Below are 19,119 nucleotides of genomic sequence, written 5' to 3' on the forward strand. Positions count from 1 at the left end.
TATTATTCGCTTTTTACTCGTTTGACATAGTTTTCAATTGGGTAGTTTAGAGGGTCCAAGGTCAACTCCTTGCCTTGGATCAGTTGAGCTAGATGGTAACCAATGATAGGACCCGTTGTGAGGCCTGATGAACCTAGTCCACTGGCTGCATAGACACCTGACAATTCTGGCATCTGGCCAAAGAAAGGTGAGAAATCACTAGTGTAGGCACGGATTCCCACACGCTCACCAGCTCTGGTAGCTTCTACTAAACTAGGATAGCAAGGCAGGGCTGCCTCCTCCATTTTCTGGAGTAAGGTTTCATCTACCGTCAAATCAAATCCCATGTCATTTTCGTGGGTAGCACCCAAGGACAATTTCCCACCTGCAAAAGGAATCAAATCCCACTCCCCTTCTGGCATAACAACAGGGTAAGCTTCCATGTCTTGGGCAAGTTGATAATCTCGGAGTTGCCCCTTTTGGGGACGAACATCTACTTCATAACCTAAAGGCTCTAACAGGCGTCCCAACCAAGCTCCCGTCGCCAAAACAACCTGATCAAACACCTCTTCACCAATCTGATAACCTGATGATAAAGGCTTCAGACTCACTTTTTCTTTGACCAGCTTGACCTGACTGGCTTCTAGCAAACGAGTCACTAAAAGTTGGCCATCTACTCTCGCTCCACCAGAAGCATATAGCAAGCGGTCAAATCCCTGTAAGCCAGGGAATAATTCATTAGCTGATTCTTGGTCTAGAATGGCTAATTGCCCTATCAAGGGAGATTCTTCTCTGCGCTGGAGGGCTAGTTGATAGAGTTCTTCCAACTTAGTTTCATCCTTTTTCAGGAGAAAGACTCCCAAACGCTGGTAAAAGTCGATTTCTTGCCCTGACTTTTCTAAATCCGCCAACAAATCCACATAAAAATCAGCCCCCAAACGCGCCATTTTGTACCAGGCCTTATTGCGGCGTTTGGAAAACCAAGGACTGATAATTCCTGCTGCGGCCTTGGTAGCTTGACCTTGTCCATGGTCAAAAACGGTCACCTCTAGGTCACTTTCTTTCGAGAGGTAGTAGGCAGCTGTTGCACCTACAATTCCTGCTCCAATAATGGCAACTTTTTTCATTGTTTTCACCTTCAAACTAGATATGGTGGAAAGGATTGGTCGATGCTTGACTAGGTAAAATTTCTAGTTCCCAGCCTTTTTCCTCTTTCCATTGATTAAGAAGCTCTGCGATTTTTTCCACAAAAAGCACTTCAATATAGTGACCTGGGTCCAAGGCTAGCAAGCCATCAGACAACATATCCTGGGCAGTGTGGTAGTAAATATCACCAGTGATATAGACATCCGCTCCTTTAGCTAAAGCATCCTTATAGAAAGACTGCCCGCTTCCACCACAGATGGACACTCTTGAAATAGGCTTCTGCAAGTCATTCTCTTGATAATGCACCATTCGAAGACTATCTAGACCAAAGACTTGCTTGACGTGTTGGGCCAATTCTCCAAATGTCTGAGACTGAACATTCCCAATACGTCCAATTCCACGTTCAGGGCCTGTTTCCTGCAGATAAGTTGTCTCCTCGATTCCTAGCATCTGGCAGAACCAGTCATTGAGGCCATTTTTAACGATATCAATATTGGTATGGCTGACATAAACTGCGATGTCATGCTTGATGAGGTCGATGTAAATCTGATTTTGCGGACAGTTGGCAACCAAGTCCTTGATAGGACGGAAAATCGGCGCGTGCTTGACGATAATCAAGTCCACACCCTTTTCAATGGCTTCAGCCACCGTTTCTTCACGAATATCCAGAGTCACCATGACCCTTTGGATATCCTTGTTTAAAGTGCCAATTTGCAGGCCACGACTGTCTCCCTCCATGGAAAATTCCTGAGGGCAAAAGGCTTCATACACGTTAATTACTTCACTTGCTAGCATGGAGCACCTCCTTGATGGCTTGAATTTTATCTACTAGAACTTGACGTTCCTCCAGATTTTTTTCTGGGATTTGTCCGAGGGCAAACTCTAGCTTAACAGCTTCTTTTTGCCATTTTTGGACAAAGACTGGACTGACCTCTTTGGACAAGAAGGGACCAAAGCGAACATCACTGGCTGATAACTTCATTTGTCCTGCTTCCACCACCAAAAACTCATAAAACTTGCCAGCTTCTTCTAAGATGCTTTCAGCTACAATCTGAAATCCGTTCTCTTGTAGCCAGATACGCAAGTCGTCTTCACGATTATTGGGCTGGAGGATCAATCGTTCTACATTAGCTAACTTGTCCAAGCCTTCTTCTAAAATCCTAGCAATCAAACGGCCGCCCATGCCAGCAATAGTGATGACCGACACTTGGTCTGCCTCTTCAAAAGCTGCCAAACCATTGGCTAAACGGACTTGGATTTTCTCCTTTAGTCCGCGAGCCTCAACATTTTTGACTGCAGATTGGTAGGGACCTTCCACCACCTCACCTGCAATGGCACTTTTGATTTGGCCTCTTTCGACTAACTCGATAGGCAAATAAGCATGGTCACTCCCCACATCGAGTAAAATGGCTCCCTGTGGCACAAAGGAAGCCACTAATTCTAATCTCTTTGAAATCATTTTCTCTCACTTTCCAAAACTCTATTACCTCTTATTATACCACATTTCAGCTGGCAATCTTGTACCTAAAAAGACCGCAATCCACAGATTGCAGCCTTTCTTTATTTTCTGGCTTGATAACGACTAGTCAGGATGAAAATCACGGTAAAGACCAGCATCATGATACCATAAACAGGTAGTGTTTGTCCTGTTAAGGTTGAAATTTCAAGCAGTTTTTGAATTCTTGGGAAGAGAGCTGTGGCTAGGAAGCCTCCTACTGACCAAACAATCAAGAGGACACGCCATAGGGTAAATGGCATGCAGGCTCTAAATACGGATAAGAAACCAATTGACCCCAAGAGATAATAGAGTAGAGTTGAGATTTCTAACTCAGACCAACCTTGACTCGCTCCAAATATTTTCACAAAAAGAACGCTGAACACAACCATGAGAGCACTTGGTAGAGCACGAAGCATGGATCTTCTGAGGAAGTTTGGCTCGACAGGTTTGATATTTCGCTCAAAAGTTAGAACGAATGGTGGGAAACCTTCCACGAACTGGTCAATCATGGTAATCTGGATTGGAATGAATGGGAAAATCAAGATCCACTCTGACCGACCTAGTAAAGCACTGGCGATACAGATAATTGCGAGCAAGAAAGAATAGATGGTCTTTATCAAGAAAATCGGTGCAATGTGGGCAATGTTATTCACCACACGACGACCTTCAAAGAGAATCTCAGGAACATCATTAAAGTCAGAGTTCAAGAGAACCAGATTGGCAATCTGACGAGTCGCAGGATCTCCCTCCGCCATTACGATGGAACAATCCGCCTCACGAAGGGCCAGAATATCATTAACCCCGTCCCCTGTCATAGCTGTTGTATGACCTGCTTTTTTCAGCGTTTGGATAATAAGTTTCTTTTGATGAGGGGAAACACGTCCGAAAATAGCAGTCTCCTCCGCCAGAGCAATCAATTCCTCATCCTCGATTTTCGAGCAATCTACATAGCTGTGGTAGTCCGCAAAACCAGCCTTCTGGGCAATGCTAGATACCGTAACTGGATTGTCCCCAGAGATAATCTTGAGGCCCACTTCCTGAGAACGGAGATAGTCCAGCGTCTCTGCTGCTCCCTCTCGAATGGGATCCAATATTTCCAGCAAGGCTAGAGCCTGAATATCAGATGGTTTCTGTGGTTTGTGATGGTCTAATTTCTCCTGACTAAGAGCTAAGACCAAGACACGTGAACCTCTCTCCAAGGCCTCTCTGGTTTCTGGAACCTCAGAATCCAGCAACATCTCAGGTGCCCCTAAGAAAACTGTTCCCAAACCTTCTAACTCCATAGCACCCCACTTGCGGTCGCTTGAGAAGGGGAGATTGGAAATCATAGGATAGGCTACTAGACCTTGGAAACGCTGGCGAATAGCTTGGGCAGTTGGATTTTTATCCTCACTATGGGCCATATAGCTGGTCAGGACGCTGGCAATAGCCTCTTCACCGTAAGTTTCCGTCAATGGAAGAACAGCCTCCACCTGCATCTTTCCTTGGGTGATGGTGCCCGTCTTGTCCAGACAGAGCATATCCACACGCGCCAAGGTCTCAACAGAGTACATCTCCTGCACCAAGACCTTTTTCAAACCTAGCTTGATAACTGCAGTCAAGAGCGAAGTAATGGTCAAAAGGGCAATTCCCTTAGGCAACATTCCCAAAAGGGCTGTCGACGAGTTTACAACGGATGACTTGAGAGGCAGGCCTTTTAAAATCAAGGCTTCTAGCAAGAGAGCCAGACCAAAAGGAATGATAATCTTCCCAGTAAAACCAGCTAGCTTGTCCAGCGATTTCATGATACGAGAGTTGATTGGTTTAACGGTCTTGGCTTCCAGCATGAGTTTGGCAGCATAGTTGTCTGAACCGACATGGTGAACTTGAGCTAAAACTGCCCCACTGGCTAGGAAACTTCCTGACAAAAGCAAGGCGTCAACTTCCTTTTGCACCAAATCACTTTCCCCCGTCAACATGGCTTCATTGACTTCCGCAAAACCTTCCAAAACCAAGGCATCACTGGGAATCTGCTCTCCAGCAGACAGACGAATGACATCTCCTAACACCAATTCTTCAGGATTCAGAGCCACTTCTTGGCCATCACGGATGGTTTTGACCTTTTCCTTGGTCATGAGATTGAGCTTATCCACCATGTGTTTAGCTCGCAGCTCGGTCACAATTCCAGAAAAAGCGTTAAAGCAGATAACAGCAAAGAAGACCAAATTGCTCCAAGCCTGCACAAAGGCAAGGGCCAAAGCAATGGCAAAGTTCAAAGCGTTAAAAAGGGTAAAGACATTTCGTTTAACGATTTGCCAAGCGCTAGTACTGGCCGATGCAGTAAAATCATTGACCAAGCCCTTAGCCTGTCTTTCCTTGACATCTCTTTGGGTTAATCCCATAATCTTATTTTTATCCATAAATTCTATCATATCATTTTTTTTAACAGAATTCTAATCTCATCCTAAATATACTTATTACAAATGGAAAAAGTTTGCCAGCCCTTCTTTGATAAGGTATAATAATAACAAGAAAATAATCGAAGGAGATCGCATGTTTTATACTTATTTACGTGGATTGGTTGTATTGCTCCTATGGTCAATCAATGGCAATGCCCACTATCATAATACTGATAAAATTCCTAATCAAGATGAAAATTATATTTTGGTTGCGCCTCACCGCACTTGGTGGGATCCTGTTTACATGGCCTTTGCGACCAAGCCAAAACAGTTTATCTTTATGGCAAAAAAAGAGCTCTTTACCAACCGTATCTTTGGCTGGTGGATTCGTATGTGTGGTGCCTTTCCTATTGACCGTGAAAATCCTAGCGCCTCAGCCATCAAATACCCTATCAATGTTCTCAAAAAAAGTGATCGCTCTCTCATCATGTTTCCAAGCGGAAGCCGTCACTCAAACGATGTCAAGGGTGGCGTAGCCCTGATTGCCAAAATGGCCAAGGTCCGTATCATGCCGGTTACCTATACAGGTCCTATGACCTTGAAGGGCCTGGTTAGCCGTGAGCGTGTTGATATGAACTTTGGAAATCCAATTGATATCTCAGATATCAAAAAAATGAATGATGAAGGCATTGAAACAGTCGCCAATCGTATTCAAACAGAATTCCAACGTCTGGACGACGAAACGAAACAATGGCACAATGATAAAAAACCAAACCCACTCTGGTGGCTTATTCGCATCCCTGCCCTCATCCTTGCCATTATCCTCGCTATCCTAACCATCATCTTTAGCTTTATCGCGAGCTTCGTATGGAATCCAGATAAGAAAAGAGAAAAACTTAGTTAAATAAATACAACAATCCCTTGGCAAAAGCCAAGGGATAAATCTTTTATTCGATTTTCCATTTTTGGACCAACCAGCTGGAAAAAGCTAGGAATCGTTCAGCTACTTGTTCATGGTGTCCATAAGGATCAAAGACAAACTGGCCGTTCGGATAGCATTTTTGAAGACTGGTATGGATCTGCTCAGCATAGACTGGTGCTTGAGCCAAGCGATTAGTATGATGGACTCCTTCTGTTTGACCGTTCTGTAAATACAGCAAACAGTCTAGATTTTTCACATTTTCTTCCTTGCAGTAAGTCACAAAATCAGGATACCAAAAGGAACCGCAGATAGAGAAAATACAGGAAACCTTGTCAAAGCTGAAAAGACTGTAGACTGCTGCCAAACCACCTAGTGAATAACCTCCGTAGGCAAGGCGTGCTTCATCCAGTCGATAAAGCGACTGCAACTTATCTAAAAGACCTCCAAATAAATGATCATGATAGACGTTGGCCTGACCTCCAAAATCTGGAGCTCCATCTCTCAGAGCCAATGTTGCCCAGGGAGAGTAGTCGTCTAAGCGATTTTTAGAGGTCAAGCCCACTAAAATCGCAGATTCGGAAAGAGACGATAGGAAATCCAAGTTTCCATCATTCAATAAAATAGCCGGATAGGTTTGATTGGGGTCGTAGTTAGAAGGAAGGCTGATTTTAACTTGAATTCCTTCCCAATCAAACTCATTATTTATTGATAAAGTCATTGATTTTCTCAAGGGAATCAATCACTGCTGGACCATAGTCCATCAATTCATCGTAAGAGATGGTCATGATTTTTTGATTCTTAATAGCAGGAACGCTTTCCAAAACAGCATTTGCCTTCATCAACTCTACTGCTTTTTCATCCAATTTTTTATTACGATCGCTGGTTACATAGATAATCAATTCAGGATCCATTGACACGAGATTTTCCAAGGTCAAGCCTGATGTCCCCGTAGCAACGTTTGTATAACCAAGTTGGTTCAGCAAACTTTCTTGCAAAGCAGACTTGTAGGCACCGAAGGTTTGATCATTATAGGCAACCATAATCAAAGCCTTTTTCTTTTCACCTTGGCTTGCTGGATTTGCTTTCTTAACAGCATCAATTTTAGTTTGTAATTGGGCTGCGTATTCATTGGCCTTGTCCTGAACATTAAAAATCATTCCAAGATTTTTGACATCTTCTACGATATTCCCCAAATCTTGCTGAATCGTTGAGAGAGAGGCTTTTTGCGTATATACTGGGATTTTATTTTCATTCCAAGTGCTAACTGTCCCCAAGGATTTTTCAGAAAACATCATGTTTCGACCCATCACAGCGTCTGGCTCATAAGAAAGGACTGTCTCTTGTGAGACTGTTTTTTTATCCCCAATTTGAGGAATAGTCGCAATCGCGTCCTTGTATTTGTCCGTCACAGCATTGTCCGGGTTAAGCATGCCAACAATTTTATCCTTCAACCCCAACTCCAATAAGATTTCAGTGGTTGAAAGATTGTTGGTGATAACTTTTTCAGGTGCCTTTTCAAAAACTTGTTCGACTTCATTTCCTTTCGCGTCATAGGTTTTGACCATTAGTGGATAAGTCGTCTCTGCGCTCGCCTTTTGACTTGTTTCTGTGCTAGATTGTGTGGTAGCTTTTTCTGTAGTAGTATTGCCACAAGCTGCCATGGTTAGGGTAGCTACTGTTACGAGTAAAATGCTTAGTGTTTTTTTCATCTTGTTTTCCTTTTCATTCTTATAAATAGTGAATCATAGCTTGCTGATCCTCGGTCCAAGTCACCTGACTTTGAACTCCGTATACAGTTTGCAATGACTCAGGGGTGATGGTCTCCTTTGGAGTCCCTTGGTAAAGGATTTCTCCCTCTTTCATCAGATAGAGATAATCCGAATAGCGACAAGCAAGTTGAATATCATGCAGGACAGCTAGAACATTGACCTTGAGCTCCTTCACAATGGCCAACAAGTCTAGCTGATACCTGATATCCAGGTGATTGGTTGGTTCGTCTAGGAGTAAGAGAGTCGGTTCTTGCGCCAAGGCGCGGGCCAACAAAACTCGCTGTTTCTCTCCCCCTGACAGAGACGAATAGAGACGAGTTTTCTTCTCGAGCATATCTACCTTGACGAGAGCATCTTGAACGAGGGCATAATCCCTTTCCTTTTCCTTCTGTAAAAAAGAGAGGTGGGGAGTTCTTCCCAGCAAGACGATTTCCTCAACGGTACAATCAAACTGCAGTTGGTTAAACTGGGTCACAACTGCCATTTGCTTTGCTGTTTCTTTGAGCGTCCATTGTTCCAGAGGCTTTCCATCTAGGCTTATCAAGCCTTTGTCCACCTTTTCCTGACGATAGAGGAGTTTAAGTAGACTCGTTTTTCCACTTCCATTTGGTCCTAGTATCGTGTGAAATTGATGCCCTTCAACCTTAAGAGAGACTCCTTTGAGGATTTTTTTCTCACCTAGTCCAAAGTGGATATCCTGACAAATCAAGTCCATATCAGACCCTCACCTCCCTTCGCCTACCTCCAACAATGTAGATAAAGAAGGGAGCACCTACTAAGGCTGTGAAAATACCAATAGGAAGCTCTGCGTTTGGAATGATGATACGAGAGAGTACGTCTGCCCAGATGACAAAGAGGGCACCTAGCAAGGTTGCAACAGGAAAAAGCCTCTTGTAATTCGTTCCTACTAACCCTCGAGCTAAATGTGGAGTAATCAGACCGACAAATCCAATAATCCCACAGGTTGCCACTAAGACTGCTGTCAGCACAGCCACCAAGGTCACATAAAGATACCAATAAAAGCGTAAGGGAATCCCCAAAGTTAAAGCAGCCTCATCTCCCATCATCATCGCATTGAAAACACGATACTGGGTAGCGAAAAATAGAAAGGCCATTCCCACTACTATAGTTGGCAGGACTAAGTCAGACCAGGTAGTCCCGGCAAGCGAGCCCATGGTCCAAAACTTAATGGTCATCACACTGTCCGCATTAGCACCAACTGAGATAATAAAGTTGGAAAATGCCAGAAAGAGAGCATTGACCACCGTTCCTGATAAGATCAGACTAGAAGTCGTCATCCTTCCCTGCATAGAGGCAATGATGAGGACAGCGATGGTTGCCAAAATAGCTCCAAGAAAAGCTCCAAGGCTAATCATCACTTTTAAACCAAGAATGATGCTCAAGGTTGCTCCTAGAGTTGCACCCGCAGATATTCCTAAGACATAGGGCTCAGCGATGGGATTGTTCACTGTAGACTGCATCACACTACCACACATAGAAAGGCCTGCTCCTACTATCAGACCTAACAATACTCGGGGGAATCTCATGTTCCATACAATGGCAAGAGTGGACTTGGAGACCTCTCCTATCTCAAGAGGAAATCCCAACCTGCTCAAAATAATTCGATAGGTATCTCCTAGATTAATCGCAACAGATCCCATTGAAACTGCTAGAAAGAGAGAAATCCCTAAAATACCTAGCAAAATAACTAAAAGTAACACAAATTGCTGGTCTTGTCGGCTTCCAGAAAATTTGGAAAGCATGCAAACCTCCTTTGATAGAATCTTAAAAATTTAGAAAATTCTCATGAAAAAGTATACCATATTTTCAACTGCGTAACAAGATGAGAACAAATGAATATAGTTGGTTTTATTGTGCTAGGAACCGTAACCGAAGATTATACTTGAGTATGTCGAGGTAAGGTGACAACATAAAAAGCCCTCTGAAGTCAGAGAGCTGATTTGAGCTCGGGCTAAAATCCTAGTGAAACAAAAAAATCTACACGGTCAGCAAAGTCTCTATCGTGCCATTTTCATACATGATGTATAGTCCAAGTAGAATGAATACTAAGGGCACAATGATTCGCTCGTATTTTTCAATTGTCTCGAATATTAACGGAATAGAGGATAACACCCGACTAATCTCGCATAAGATAATTATGCCGATTACAAACACAAGCAACGCCACGAGGGTCTGTGACCAATCTAACGAAGCAAAATAAGGTATATAGATACCTAAATTATCTCCGCCAGACGCAATTGTCAGCAATGTAACTGTCCAAAACAGTTGATTTGCCTTGCTTTGTTCTAATCTTTCAATAATTTCTTCCTCTTCTTCCTCACCTTCTCCAACAATTGCAAAGCGAATCCCTAAATAGATAGGGATTAAACCAAGCAATCCAACCATCCATTCTTCAGGCACGAAATTAACGACATAAGCAGCAACTAAACTCGCCCCTACAAGTAAGCCTGTGCCTAGATATTGCCCCGCATAAATATGCCATTTTTGTTTATTCTGTGATAGCTGTGCAAATAAAATAAATAAAATAATTAAATAATCGATACTGGTGGAAATATAAACACCAATAGCAGATATGATTGTCTGTCCCATAAAAAACCTCCTGTATTGGTCAGTAATAAATCAGCAGATTTTAGGAGAGCACAGACACATTAATTTAGCTATCGCTAGTGGGTAATGTCGAACATAGGAAAGCATTTTACTCCTCCTCAAAACGTAGTTACAAAGTAATTTCTAACTGGAATTCAGTGACTACTTCCATGTAGAGTATAACATACTATACTTTACTTCGTAAAGTGTGGGCTCTCCGAAGGGGCTTGCAGACAGCTACTCGGCTTTTCAAGCCGAGTAGCTACGCACCTTTATGGTGTAATTAGCTGATACCATTTGAGTTTTTTGTAGTCTCCAAAATTATGACCGATAAAACTCAATAAAAAAGCCCTCTGAAAATCAGAGAGCTGATTTGAGCCCGGGCTAAAATCCTAGTGAAAAAGATGAAACTCCTTGTGTTCATCGAACACGGTGTCGTTTCCCTATTTTCATACGGATTTCTTACGCCCTTAGCATCATGATTCTTGCTGGATAAAACGTTTATAGACTAGACGGCGAGGAGAAGAATGTACGAAACTTTCAGTGAAACAAAAAAATCTCCCCGAAGGGAGAGAATCTGGTTTATTTTACCTTACAGTGCTAGGAACCGTAACCAAAGATAATACTTGAGTATACCAAGGTAAGTTGATAACATAAAAAAGCCCTCTGAAGTCAGAGAGCTCCAGTCTTGCTGGATAAACCGTTTATAGACTAGGCGACGAGGCGAAGGTTGTACTAGTGGTACATCGAGCCGAAGCCAACGAAGTATAGAAACGGTTTAGACGCAAGATTAACGACGAAGTCCTAGAGAGTTGATCAACTCACGGTAACGGTTAACGTCGTTTTTACGCAAGTATGCAAGCAAGTTACGACGGCGACCGATTTTTTTCATCAATCCACGGTAAGTAGCGTGGTCTTTTTTGTGTTGTTTGATGTGTTCGTTAAGGTGGTTGATTTCCCAAGTAAGGACAGCAACTTGAACCTCTACTGAACCTGTATCACCTTCGTGACGTGCATATTGTGCGATGATTTCATTTTTTTTCTCTTTTGAGATTGCCATGATGTTTCTCCTTTTTATTTGGCTTCATCCGAGTGACAGGTTGGCATGCCTGTAACCAAGAAGAAGTTATTTGTCTTTACGACAATCCCTATTCTACCAATAACTAACTTCTTTGTCAACAGATTTACTTTCTTGTTTTAAACATGCTATAATAATCATAGCAAGAAATCCAAGTTGTCTGTTTTTTAAAACGAGGTGATTATCATGCGTAGATTCTATTCCCATCTCCCCTACTATCTGGTCATATTTTTCTTTTATTGGCCACTTTATCAGTTGTTATCACAAATTATTTCTGACCCCCTTTTGCTCAAGAGTCTCTACGTAAATAATATTCTCTTCTTTACACCTCTGGTAATCTTGATTATATCGCTACTTTATAGCTACCGTGTCCGTTTCTCACTTTGGTGGTTAATTGGTAACGGACTGCTCTTTTGCTTTACTATCATAACCTTTGGTGAATTTATCTGGTTTTATTTTTTAGCCTATGAAACCTTGGCTCTGATGGGTCTGGCTTCCGGTATTGGTATCAAGCATATTCTACAAAAAATGAAAAACAAAAAACTTTCACAAAATCCTTGAAAAATCTCACAATCATGCTATAATAATCCATAGAGACAAGTCACTTAGTCCCTTTCTACTAGAGAGTGCGTGGTTGCTGGAAACGCATAGAGAGCCTAAACTGATACTACTCTTGAGTTTTTTATGAAAACATAAAACGGTGGCCACGTTAGAGCCAATCAGAGGTGTCCCTCTTTTTTGAGGAACATAAATGAAGGTGGAACCACGTTGCGACGTCCTTTTGAGGATGTCGCTTTTTGTTTTTCTAGCTTTCACAGTCCTCTGTCCCTGTTTTCCAAATAGGGTTAACACATTCGTCAATAATATAAGTAAGGAGAACATCATGATTAACATTACTTTCCCAGATGGCGCTGTTCGTGAATTCGAATCTGGCGTTACAACTTTTGAAATTGCCCAATCTATCAGCAATTCCCTAGCTAAAAAAGCCTTGGCTGGTAAATTCAACGGCAAACTCATCGACACTACTCGTGCTATCACTGAAGATGGAAGCATCGAAATCGTGACACCTGATCACGAAGATGCCCTTCCAATCTTGCGTCACTCAGCTGCTCACTTGTTCGCCCAAGCAGCTCGTCGTCTTTTCCCAGACATTCACTTGGGAGTTGGTCCAGCCATCGAAGATGGTTTCTACTACGATACTGACAACACAGCTGGTCAAATCTCTAACGAAGACCTTCCTCGTATCGAAGAAGAAATGCAAAAAATTGTCAAAGAAAACTTCCCATCAATCCGTGAAGAAGTTACTAAAGACGAGGCACGTGAAATCTTCAAGAACGACCCTTACAAATTAGAATTGATTGAAGAACACTCAGAAGACGAAGGTGGTTTGACCATCTACCGTCAGGGTGAATATGTAGACCTTTGCCGTGGCCCACACGTTCCTTCAACAGGCCGCATCCAAATCTTCCACCTTCTTCATGTAGCGGGTGCTTACTGGCGTGGAAATAGCGACAACGCTATGATGCAACGTATCTATGGTACAGCTTGGTTCGACAAGAAAGACTTGAAAAACTACCTCCAAATGCGTGAAGAAGCTAAGGAACGTGACCACCGCAAACTTGGTAAAGAGCTTGACCTCTTCATGATTTCTCAAGAGGTTGGTCAAGGGCTTCCATTCTGGTTGCCAAATGGTGCGACTATTCGTCGTGAGTTGGAACGCTATATCGTTGATAAGGAGTTGGCTTCAGGCTACCAACACGTCTACACTCCGCCACTTGCTTCAGTTGAGCTTTACAAGACTTCTGGTCACTGGGATCATTACCAAGAAGACATGTTCCCAACTATGGACATGGGTGACGGGGAAGAATTCGTCCTTCGTCCAATGAACTGCCCGCACCACATCCAAGTCTTCAAACACCATGTTCATTCTTACCGTGAGTTGCCAATCCGTATTGCTGAAATCGGTATGATGCACCGTTATGAAAAATCTGGTGCCCTCACTGGTCTTCAACGTGTACGTGAAATGTCACTCAACGACGGTCACCTCTTTGTGACTCCAGAACAAATCCAAGAAGAATTCCAGCGTGCCCTTCAGTTGATTATCGATGTTTATGAAGATTTCAACTTGACTGAATACCGCTTCCGCCTCTCTCTTCGTGACCCTCAAGATACTCACAAGTACTTTGACAACGATGAGATGTGGGAAAATGCTCAAACCATGCTTCGTGCAGCCCTTGATGAAATGGGCGTGGACTACTTTGAAGCCGAAGGTGAAGCAGCCTTCTACGGACCAAAATTGGATATTCAAGTTAAGACCGCTCTTGGAAAAGAAGAAACTCTTTCTACTATCCAACTTGACTTCTTGCTTCCAGAACGCTTCGACCTTAAATATATCGGAGCTGATGGTGAAGAGCACCGTCCAGTTATGATCCACCGTGGAGTTATCTCAACTATGGAACGCTTCACAGCTATCTTGATTGAGAACTACAAGGGTGCCTTCCCAACATGGCTAGCACCTCACCAAGTAACTCTCATCCCAGTATCTAACGAAAAACACGTGGACTGCGCATGGGAAGTAGCTAAAAAACTCCGTGACCGTGGTGTCCGTGCAGATGTAGATGAGCGCAATGAAAAAATGCAGTTCAAGATCCGTGCTTCACAAACAAGCAAGATTCCTTACCAATTAATCGTTGGGGATAAGGAAATGGAAGACGGAACAGTCAACGTTCGTCGCTATGGCCAAAAAGAAACACAAACTGTCTCAGTTGATGACTTTGTTCAAGCTATCCTAGCTGATATCGCCAACAAATCACGCGTTGAGAAATAAGAGATAAAATCCTAGCTAGCTAAAAAGCAACAACTGAAACAGCTGTTGCTTTTTATATTTTTACTCAATGAAAATCAAAAAGCAAACTAGGAAGCTAGCCGCAAGCTGTACTTGAGTACGGTAAGGCGACGCTGATGTGGTTTGAATTTGATTTTCGAAGAGTATTATTTAATCCGAGCTAGTAGTGATTGATCAAACCACCACACAAGATTTACTTTCATGAGTTAGATAAAGTCAGTATCCTCAATCCTTGTCTGCTTCATTTTCTTTTACGAGATCTTTTTGTGAATCCTTTTCAGAGAGTTTTTGATCGATATACTTGTTAATGGTTTCATAAAATTCCTTGGTCGTATCACCGTCTAATTTTGTCGAATTATGGACTTGATTGACTTTCAATTGAACAGATTGAATACCGTAAGAGGCTTGTTTTTGGTGGAGCGTTTCTAATTCTTCTTCTGAAATCGGATCTCCAACAACCGTCAAGACCAATTCATTGTTCCTTGACTTGTAGACTTGATTAATAACCGTGTGATTGGCGAACTCTTTTCCTACAAACTGTTTGATTCCTTCTTTTCGCGCTTGATCTATCGTCAAAGTAATTGCTGAATAACTAGCCGGAAGAATCAATAATACAATCAAGGATATCAACCCAATTCTCATTTTAATGTTTAGCTCTTTAAATGAACTTAAGGGAGATTTTCTCATCATAATTCTTGTTCCAACAATGTTGATTAGCATGATAAAGACACAGTTGATCAAGAAAAGATAAAGAGCTCCAAATAAAAATCGTACATTTCCATTAGCTAAACCGTAACCTGCAGTGCAGATAGGTGGCATCAGAGCTGTTGCAATGGCTACTCCTGGTACGATATTGTTTGCTTCTTTTTTCCTTGAACCAATGAAACCTGCTATCCCACCAGCAATAGCAATGAGAACATCCCAAATGGTTGGAGAGGTTCGTGCAATCAATTCGCTACTTTCATAAGATAAAGGAGAAATCCAGAAATACAGAGCTGAGACAAGCAAGCTGACCAATACTTGAGTAAATAAAACCTCTAGAGATTGCTTGATTAAACGCGTATCAAAAATAGCTAAACCAAACCCCAGTCCAACAATCGGTGTCATAAGAGGGGAAATCAGCATGGCTCCAATAATGACAGCCGTTGAATTCATATTTAGGCCGATAGAGGCAATAAAAATCGCACACATCAAAATCACTGTATCTCTTAATCGAACATGAAGATCATCATATAATTTCTCACGGTATTCACGTGTTGAATAGTTTCCGGTCATTGGTTACTCCTTTTATTTCATATAATCTTGTTTCTGCATGGATGATGGTAGAGAGACTTCTGTCCAGTCTTACATATTTTTCTTCTCACCTGTTATACTTTTGAAAATTATCCTCTAAGTATCCGCCAGTCCATCCTTAACATTATATCAAAAATTTTACAGTCTTTCTCTGACGAAATCTATCAATTGAACAGATAGAGGAAGCAAGAAATTTTTGTTTCCTTATCCGAAGAAGGAAAAACGGTATCAGAAGAACCTTGATATGAACTGCACCCCAAAAGTTAGACAGAAAAAATCTAACTTTTGGGGTATTTTTATTATGAAATTAACTTATGATGATAAAGTTCAGATCTATGAACTTAGAAAACAAGGATATAGCTTAGAGAAGCTTTCAAATAAATTTGGGATAAACAATTCTAATATTAGGTACATGATTAAATTGATTGATCGTTACGGAATAGAGTTCGTCAAAAAAGGAAAAAATCGTTACTATTCTCCTGATTTAAAACAAGAAATGATTCATAAAGTCTTACATGAAGGCTGGACTAAAGATAGAGTTTCTCTTGAATACGGTCTCCCAAGTCGTACGATACTTCTTAATTGGCTAGCACAATACAAGAAAAACGGGTATACTATTGTTGAGAAAACAAGAGGGAGAGTACCTAAAATGGGACGTAAGCCAAAAACGAGACCTGAAGAGAGGACAGAATTAGAACGTCTTCAAGCAGAAAATGAGTACCTGAGAGCGGAGAATACCATCCTAAAAAAGTTGAGAGAACTCCGATTGAAGGAGAAAAAAGAGAAAGAAGAAAGACAGAAATTGTTCAAGAATTAATGACTGATTTTTCGTTAGATATTCTTCTAAAAGCCATTAAATTAGCTCGTTCGACCTACTACTATCACTTGAAACAGCTAGATAAACCAGATAAGGACCAAGAGCTTAAAGCTGAAATTCAATCCATTTTTATCGAACACAAGGAAAATTATGGTTATCGTCGGATTCATTTAGAACTAAGAAATCGTGGTTATCTGGTAAATCATAAAAGAGTTCAACGCTTGATGAAAGTACTCAATTTACAAGCTAAAATGCGACAGAAACGAAAATATTCTTCTCATAAAGGAGATGTTGGCAAGAAGGCAGAGAATCTCATTCAACGTAAATTTGAAGGCTCTAAAATAATGGAAAAGTGCTACACAGATGTGACAGAATTTGCCATTCCAGCAAGTACTCAAAAGCTTTACTTATCACCAGTTTTAGATGGCTTTAACAGCGAAATTATTGCTTTTAATCTTTCTTGTTCGCCTAATTTAGAACAAGTACGAACAATGTTGGAACAGGCATTCACAGAGAAGCACTATGAGAATACGATTCTCCATAGTGACCAAGGCTGGCAATACCAACACGATTCTTATCATCGGTTCCTAGAGAGTAAGGGAGTTCAAGCATCCATGTCACGTAAAGGTAACAGCCCCGACAATGGTATGATGGAGTCCTTCTTTGGCATTCTGAAATCGAAGATGTTTTATGGTTATGAGAAGTCATTTCAGTCGCTTAAGCAATTGGAACAAGCCATTGTAGACTATATTGATTACTACAACAATAAACGAATTAAGGTAAAACTAAAAGGACTTAGCCCTGTGCAATACAGAACTAAATCCTTCGGATAAATTAATTGTCTAACTTTTTGGGGTCAGTACAATACTATGCGTTTTATTCTTTATAATTTAGCTATTTCAAAATTACAAGTTCTCCATTCTTAATTTCCCAAACTTGGTCAAACTTACTTAATAATTCGTTTTGGCGATGTAAAGTAACAATGACGGCACTTGGTAGTTCCAGAACTCTTTCCAATTCCATTTTAAACTGATTAGTATCCAAGGCAGAGAAAGGTTCGTCTAGGATAAGCAATGGATTTTTACGATTTTTCTCACGATTTAAATACATTCGTTGTTGCTGACCACCTGACAGGGATTGTGGTGGAATTTTTTCAAAATCTTCTTCTCTGAATTTTTCATTGAAACTATTGAATAGTGTTACATTATTTTCATAACTCGAAATAAATGTATGTTCTTGTTGCAGAATCATACCGAATCTTCCCCAAAGATGGTCCAAAACAAGCCCATCTAGCACAATTTGTCCTTCAAAATCTTCATCTGTTCCATTTAAAATGTTGAGAAGACTACTTTTTCCAGACCCATTCTTACCAATAAGCGCAATTTTATCCCCTTTTTGAATCGTAGCGGAAGTAATTATCAATTTTGATTCTCCCAGTTGTTTGGAAATGTTTTTCAAAGTAATCGTATCAAAAGAATGTTGAGGTGCTTGAACTGAAACGGGTCTCCCAACAATGTTTTGAAAACTCTTGATTACAGGCTTTACGGACTCTAACATTTGTAAATCATAAAGGATTTCCTGTATTGGTTCAGAAAAAGCATTAATATATCCGAAACTCGCCACCACCTCAGGAATACCGAGTTGCTGGTGAGATAGAGAGTAGGCTAAATAAATAAACAGAACAAGACTAATGAATTCAAAAGAAACACCTGTCAATAATATGCCTGTAATTTTTGTCAAACCATACTTAAAATACTTATCCTGCAAATTCTTTAGAGAGCTCTTTTGTTGATTCAAAAAATGCGACATAGTTAGTTTATTTACCAAATGATGTCCCATGAGCAAATCCTCCAAAGTTCGATAGTAATCTCCTTGTTTTTTCAAGTAAACCTGTCTACGATTAGCGGTCAACTTCCCAACGATTTTAGGAATTTGAATACTAATTCCAGTAGAAAAGATTAAAATCAGTGATACAATAGGATTAATTGTTCTGCTAATAATGAAAGCGTAAATGATGATACGTAAAATTTGTTTGATAAAACTCATCAATGGAGGAAGGTAATCCTTTTCCAACGAATCTAGGTCATTAGATTGATAGGAAATATACTCTGCTACTGTTTTCTGCTTGAAATCGTGGTGACTGAGTCCCAGAAGTGAACGAAACCACTCATTTTTCAAAGTAGTCGAAAAGATAATCCCCTGCTTCCAATCAAGTATCATTTGGATATAGTTACAACTCAAATAGCCAGCCACTGACATAGAGTAACCATATAGAGCTACTTGATAATCCCCTTTGATTAATGCCTGCGTGAAATACGGTAACAAAGCTGTGCAGATATTCGATACTACACCAAAAAGAAAATTAAAAAAGAGATACCATCTAATAGTTTTAAGATATGGTAGCATATACGATACTCCTTGCTAATGCGTTTTTTTACATATCGCAGAACAATCTCTACTATTCCCTATTTCAGATAGTCCGATACTCGGACATTGAGTGCAATAATTGTAAATCACACAAGTACTGCAGTTTTTACTATCATTCAAAATATAATTTGCTATTTTGTAAAATATAGGTCTATCCCATGTTTCTTTGATAGATGTAAAATGAATATTTCCAATACTTCTATTGAAAGTAAGCTTTTTCAGTTTTTCTAACGATTTAGGCTATTTCGTGACACACCCACAATCCGTGAAAATTCTGGTTATATCAGATTATATGATTTTCGTAAGAATTTTATATTGTCTCCAATCATAGCAGTCTCCTTTTACTTGATAAGACTATTA

The 19,119-nt window shown here is 40.8% G+C and carries 16 protein-coding genes and 1 pseudogene; 5 read left to right on the top strand and 12 right to left on the bottom strand.

The genetic code is table 11. The annotated features are described in order from the left end of the window. Window positions 1–2: 2 nt before the first annotated feature. From N8O43_RS02500 to N8O43_RS02515, 4 genes are all read right to left on the bottom strand, one after another. The gene (locus N8O43_RS02500; protein WP_084888670.1) at window positions 3–1,106 is read right to left on the bottom strand and encodes an NAD(P)/FAD-dependent oxidoreductase; all 1,104 of its coding nucleotides are present in this window, start codon (window positions 1,104–1,106) and stop codon (window positions 3–5) included. Window positions 1,107–1,122: 16 nt separating this feature from the next. After that, window positions 1,123–1,920: a Nif3-like dinuclear metal center hexameric protein gene (locus N8O43_RS02505; protein ID WP_261089311.1), complete on the bottom strand. Its 798-nt coding sequence runs from the start codon at window positions 1,918–1,920 to the stop codon at window positions 1,123–1,125. After that, window positions 1,907–2,584 (bottom strand): tRNA (adenine(22)-N(1))-methyltransferase, encoded by a 678-nt coding sequence (locus tag N8O43_RS02510; protein WP_261089312.1) that lies wholly within the window; start codon window positions 2,582–2,584, stop codon window positions 1,907–1,909. Before N8O43_RS02510 ends, N8O43_RS02505 begins: the two co-directional genes overlap by 14 nt. Before the next feature lie 101 nt (window positions 2,585–2,685). Further along, window positions 2,686–5,022 (bottom strand): cation-translocating P-type ATPase, encoded by a 2,337-nt coding sequence (locus tag N8O43_RS02515; RefSeq protein WP_261089313.1) that lies wholly within the window; start codon window positions 5,020–5,022, stop codon window positions 2,686–2,688. A 133-nt stretch (window positions 5,023–5,155) separates the two neighbouring features. Between N8O43_RS02515 and N8O43_RS02520 the strand changes: the two genes are divergently transcribed. After that, window positions 5,156–5,905, top strand: coding sequence for a lysophospholipid acyltransferase family protein (locus N8O43_RS02520; RefSeq protein ID WP_261089314.1), 750 nt, complete (start codon window positions 5,156–5,158; stop codon window positions 5,903–5,905). A 43-nt stretch (window positions 5,906–5,948) separates the two neighbouring features. On the opposite strand, the gene N8O43_RS02525 is transcribed toward N8O43_RS02520, so the two are convergent. From N8O43_RS02525 to rpsO, 6 genes are all read right to left on the bottom strand, one after another. Next, window positions 5,949–6,641: an alpha/beta hydrolase-fold protein gene (locus tag N8O43_RS02525; RefSeq protein ID WP_261089315.1), complete on the bottom strand. Its 693-nt coding sequence runs from the start codon at window positions 6,639–6,641 to the stop codon at window positions 5,949–5,951. Further along, on the bottom strand, window positions 6,622–7,632 hold the full coding sequence (locus tag N8O43_RS02530; RefSeq protein WP_261089318.1) for an ABC transporter substrate-binding protein: 1,011 nt from the start codon (window positions 7,630–7,632) through the stop codon (window positions 6,622–6,624). Before N8O43_RS02530 ends, N8O43_RS02525 begins: the two co-directional genes overlap by 20 nt. A gap of 19 nt (window positions 7,633–7,651) precedes the next feature. Then, entirely contained in the window at window positions 7,652–8,407 is a 756-nt protein-coding gene (locus N8O43_RS02535; protein WP_261089319.1) for an ABC transporter ATP-binding protein, read from the bottom strand. A gap of 1 nt (window position 8,408) precedes the next feature. Beyond that, the gene (locus N8O43_RS02540) at window positions 8,409–9,455 is read right to left on the bottom strand and encodes a FecCD family ABC transporter permease (RefSeq protein ID WP_261089320.1); all 1,047 of its coding nucleotides are present in this window, start codon (window positions 9,453–9,455) and stop codon (window positions 8,409–8,411) included. Window positions 9,456–9,690: 235 nt separating this feature from the next. After that, the gene (locus N8O43_RS02545) at window positions 9,691–10,302 is read right to left on the bottom strand and encodes a CadD family cadmium resistance transporter (protein WP_261089321.1); all 612 of its coding nucleotides are present in this window, start codon (window positions 10,300–10,302) and stop codon (window positions 9,691–9,693) included. 787 nt (window positions 10,303–11,089) lie between these two features. Next, window positions 11,090–11,359 (bottom strand): 30S ribosomal protein S15, encoded by a 270-nt coding sequence (gene rpsO, locus N8O43_RS02550; protein WP_001018251.1) that lies wholly within the window; start codon window positions 11,357–11,359, stop codon window positions 11,090–11,092. A gap of 204 nt (window positions 11,360–11,563) precedes the next feature. On the opposite strand from rpsO, the gene N8O43_RS02555 reads away from it, so the two are divergent. The 3 genes and pseudogenes from N8O43_RS02555 (at window position 11,564) to thrS (ending at window position 14,204) form a co-directional block, all read left to right on the top strand. Further along, the gene (locus tag N8O43_RS02555) at window positions 11,564–11,938 is read left to right on the top strand and encodes a hypothetical protein (RefSeq protein ID WP_261089322.1); all 375 of its coding nucleotides are present in this window, start codon (window positions 11,564–11,566) and stop codon (window positions 11,936–11,938) included. Window positions 11,939–12,011: 73 nt separating this feature from the next. Then, a pseudogene (locus N8O43_RS09665) lies at window positions 12,012–12,220 on the top strand (hypothetical protein). Window positions 12,221–12,260: 40 nt separating this feature from the next. After that, window positions 12,261–14,204: a threonine--tRNA ligase gene (thrS, locus tag N8O43_RS02560; RefSeq protein ID WP_261089323.1), complete on the top strand. Its 1,944-nt coding sequence runs from the start codon at window positions 12,261–12,263 to the stop codon at window positions 14,202–14,204. A gap of 243 nt (window positions 14,205–14,447) precedes the next feature. Here thrS and N8O43_RS02565 read toward each other — a convergent pair whose 3' ends face one another. Then, complete coding sequence (locus tag N8O43_RS02565; RefSeq protein WP_261089324.1) at window positions 14,448–15,497, bottom strand: DUF389 domain-containing protein; 1,050 nt, start codon at window positions 15,495–15,497, stop codon at window positions 14,448–14,450. A gap of 319 nt (window positions 15,498–15,816) precedes the next feature. Between N8O43_RS02565 and N8O43_RS02570 the strand changes: the two genes are divergently transcribed. Beyond that, window positions 15,817–17,165 (top strand): IS3 family transposase gene (locus tag N8O43_RS02570; protein ID WP_261089325.1). Its coding sequence is split into 2 segments (ribosomal slippage): window positions 15,817–16,258 and window positions 16,258–17,165, totalling 1,350 coding nucleotides; the frame shifts between segments, so codons are not numbered across the junction. Between the two features lie 61 nt (window positions 17,166–17,226). Here the strand turns inward: N8O43_RS02570 and N8O43_RS02575 are convergent. Continuing rightward, window positions 17,227–18,738, bottom strand: a complete 1,512-nt coding sequence (locus N8O43_RS02575; RefSeq protein WP_004242726.1) for an ATP-binding cassette domain-containing protein — start codon at window positions 18,736–18,738, stop codon at window positions 17,227–17,229. Window positions 18,739–19,119: the final 381 nt, after the last annotated feature.

Origin of the sequence: Streptococcus mitis (assembly GCF_946190335.1) — a bacterium.
GTDB classification, from domain to species: Bacteria; Bacillota; Bacilli; order Lactobacillales; family Streptococcaceae; genus Streptococcus; species Streptococcus mitis_CH.

Excerpts from the sequence above, each read along its gene's own strand:
- N8O43_RS02500 (WP_084888670.1), bottom strand. The coding sequence starts at position 1,106 with ATGAAAAAAGTTGCCATTATTGGAGCAGGAATTGTAGGTGCAACAGCT.
- N8O43_RS02505 (WP_261089311.1), bottom strand. The coding sequence starts at position 1,920 with ATGCTAGCAAGTGAAGTAATTAACGTGTATGAAGCCTTTTGCCCTCAG.
- N8O43_RS02510 (WP_261089312.1), bottom strand. The coding sequence starts at position 2,584 with ATGATTTCAAAGAGATTAGAATTAGTGGCTTCCTTTGTGCCACAGGGA.
- N8O43_RS02515 (WP_261089313.1), bottom strand. The coding sequence starts at position 5,022 with ATGGATAAAAATAAGATTATGGGATTAACCCAAAGAGATGTCAAGGAA.
- N8O43_RS02520 (WP_261089314.1), top strand. The coding sequence starts at position 5,156 with ATGTTTTATACTTATTTACGTGGATTGGTTGTATTGCTCCTATGGTCA.
- N8O43_RS02525 (WP_261089315.1), bottom strand. The coding sequence starts at position 6,641 with ATGACTTTATCAATAAATAATGAGTTTGATTGGGAAGGAATTCAAGTT.
- N8O43_RS02530 (WP_261089318.1), bottom strand. The coding sequence starts at position 7,632 with ATGAAAAAAACACTAAGCATTTTACTCGTAACAGTAGCTACCCTAACC.
- N8O43_RS02535 (WP_261089319.1), bottom strand. The coding sequence starts at position 8,407 with ATGGACTTGATTTGTCAGGATATCCACTTTGGACTAGGTGAGAAAAAA.
- N8O43_RS02540 (WP_261089320.1), bottom strand. The coding sequence starts at position 9,455 with ATGCTTTCCAAATTTTCTGGAAGCCGACAAGACCAGCAATTTGTGTTA.
- N8O43_RS02545 (WP_261089321.1), bottom strand. The coding sequence starts at position 10,302 with ATGGGACAGACAATCATATCTGCTATTGGTGTTTATATTTCCACCAGT.
- rpsO (WP_001018251.1), bottom strand. The coding sequence starts at position 11,359 with ATGGCAATCTCAAAAGAGAAAAAAAATGAAATCATCGCACAATATGCA.
- N8O43_RS02555 (WP_261089322.1), top strand. The coding sequence starts at position 11,564 with ATGCGTAGATTCTATTCCCATCTCCCCTACTATCTGGTCATATTTTTC.
- thrS (WP_261089323.1), top strand. The coding sequence starts at position 12,261 with ATGATTAACATTACTTTCCCAGATGGCGCTGTTCGTGAATTCGAATCT.
- N8O43_RS02565 (WP_261089324.1), bottom strand. The coding sequence starts at position 15,497 with ATGACCGGAAACTATTCAACACGTGAATACCGTGAGAAATTATATGAT.
- N8O43_RS02575 (WP_004242726.1), bottom strand. The coding sequence starts at position 18,738 with ATGCTACCATATCTTAAAACTATTAGATGGTATCTCTTTTTTAATTTT.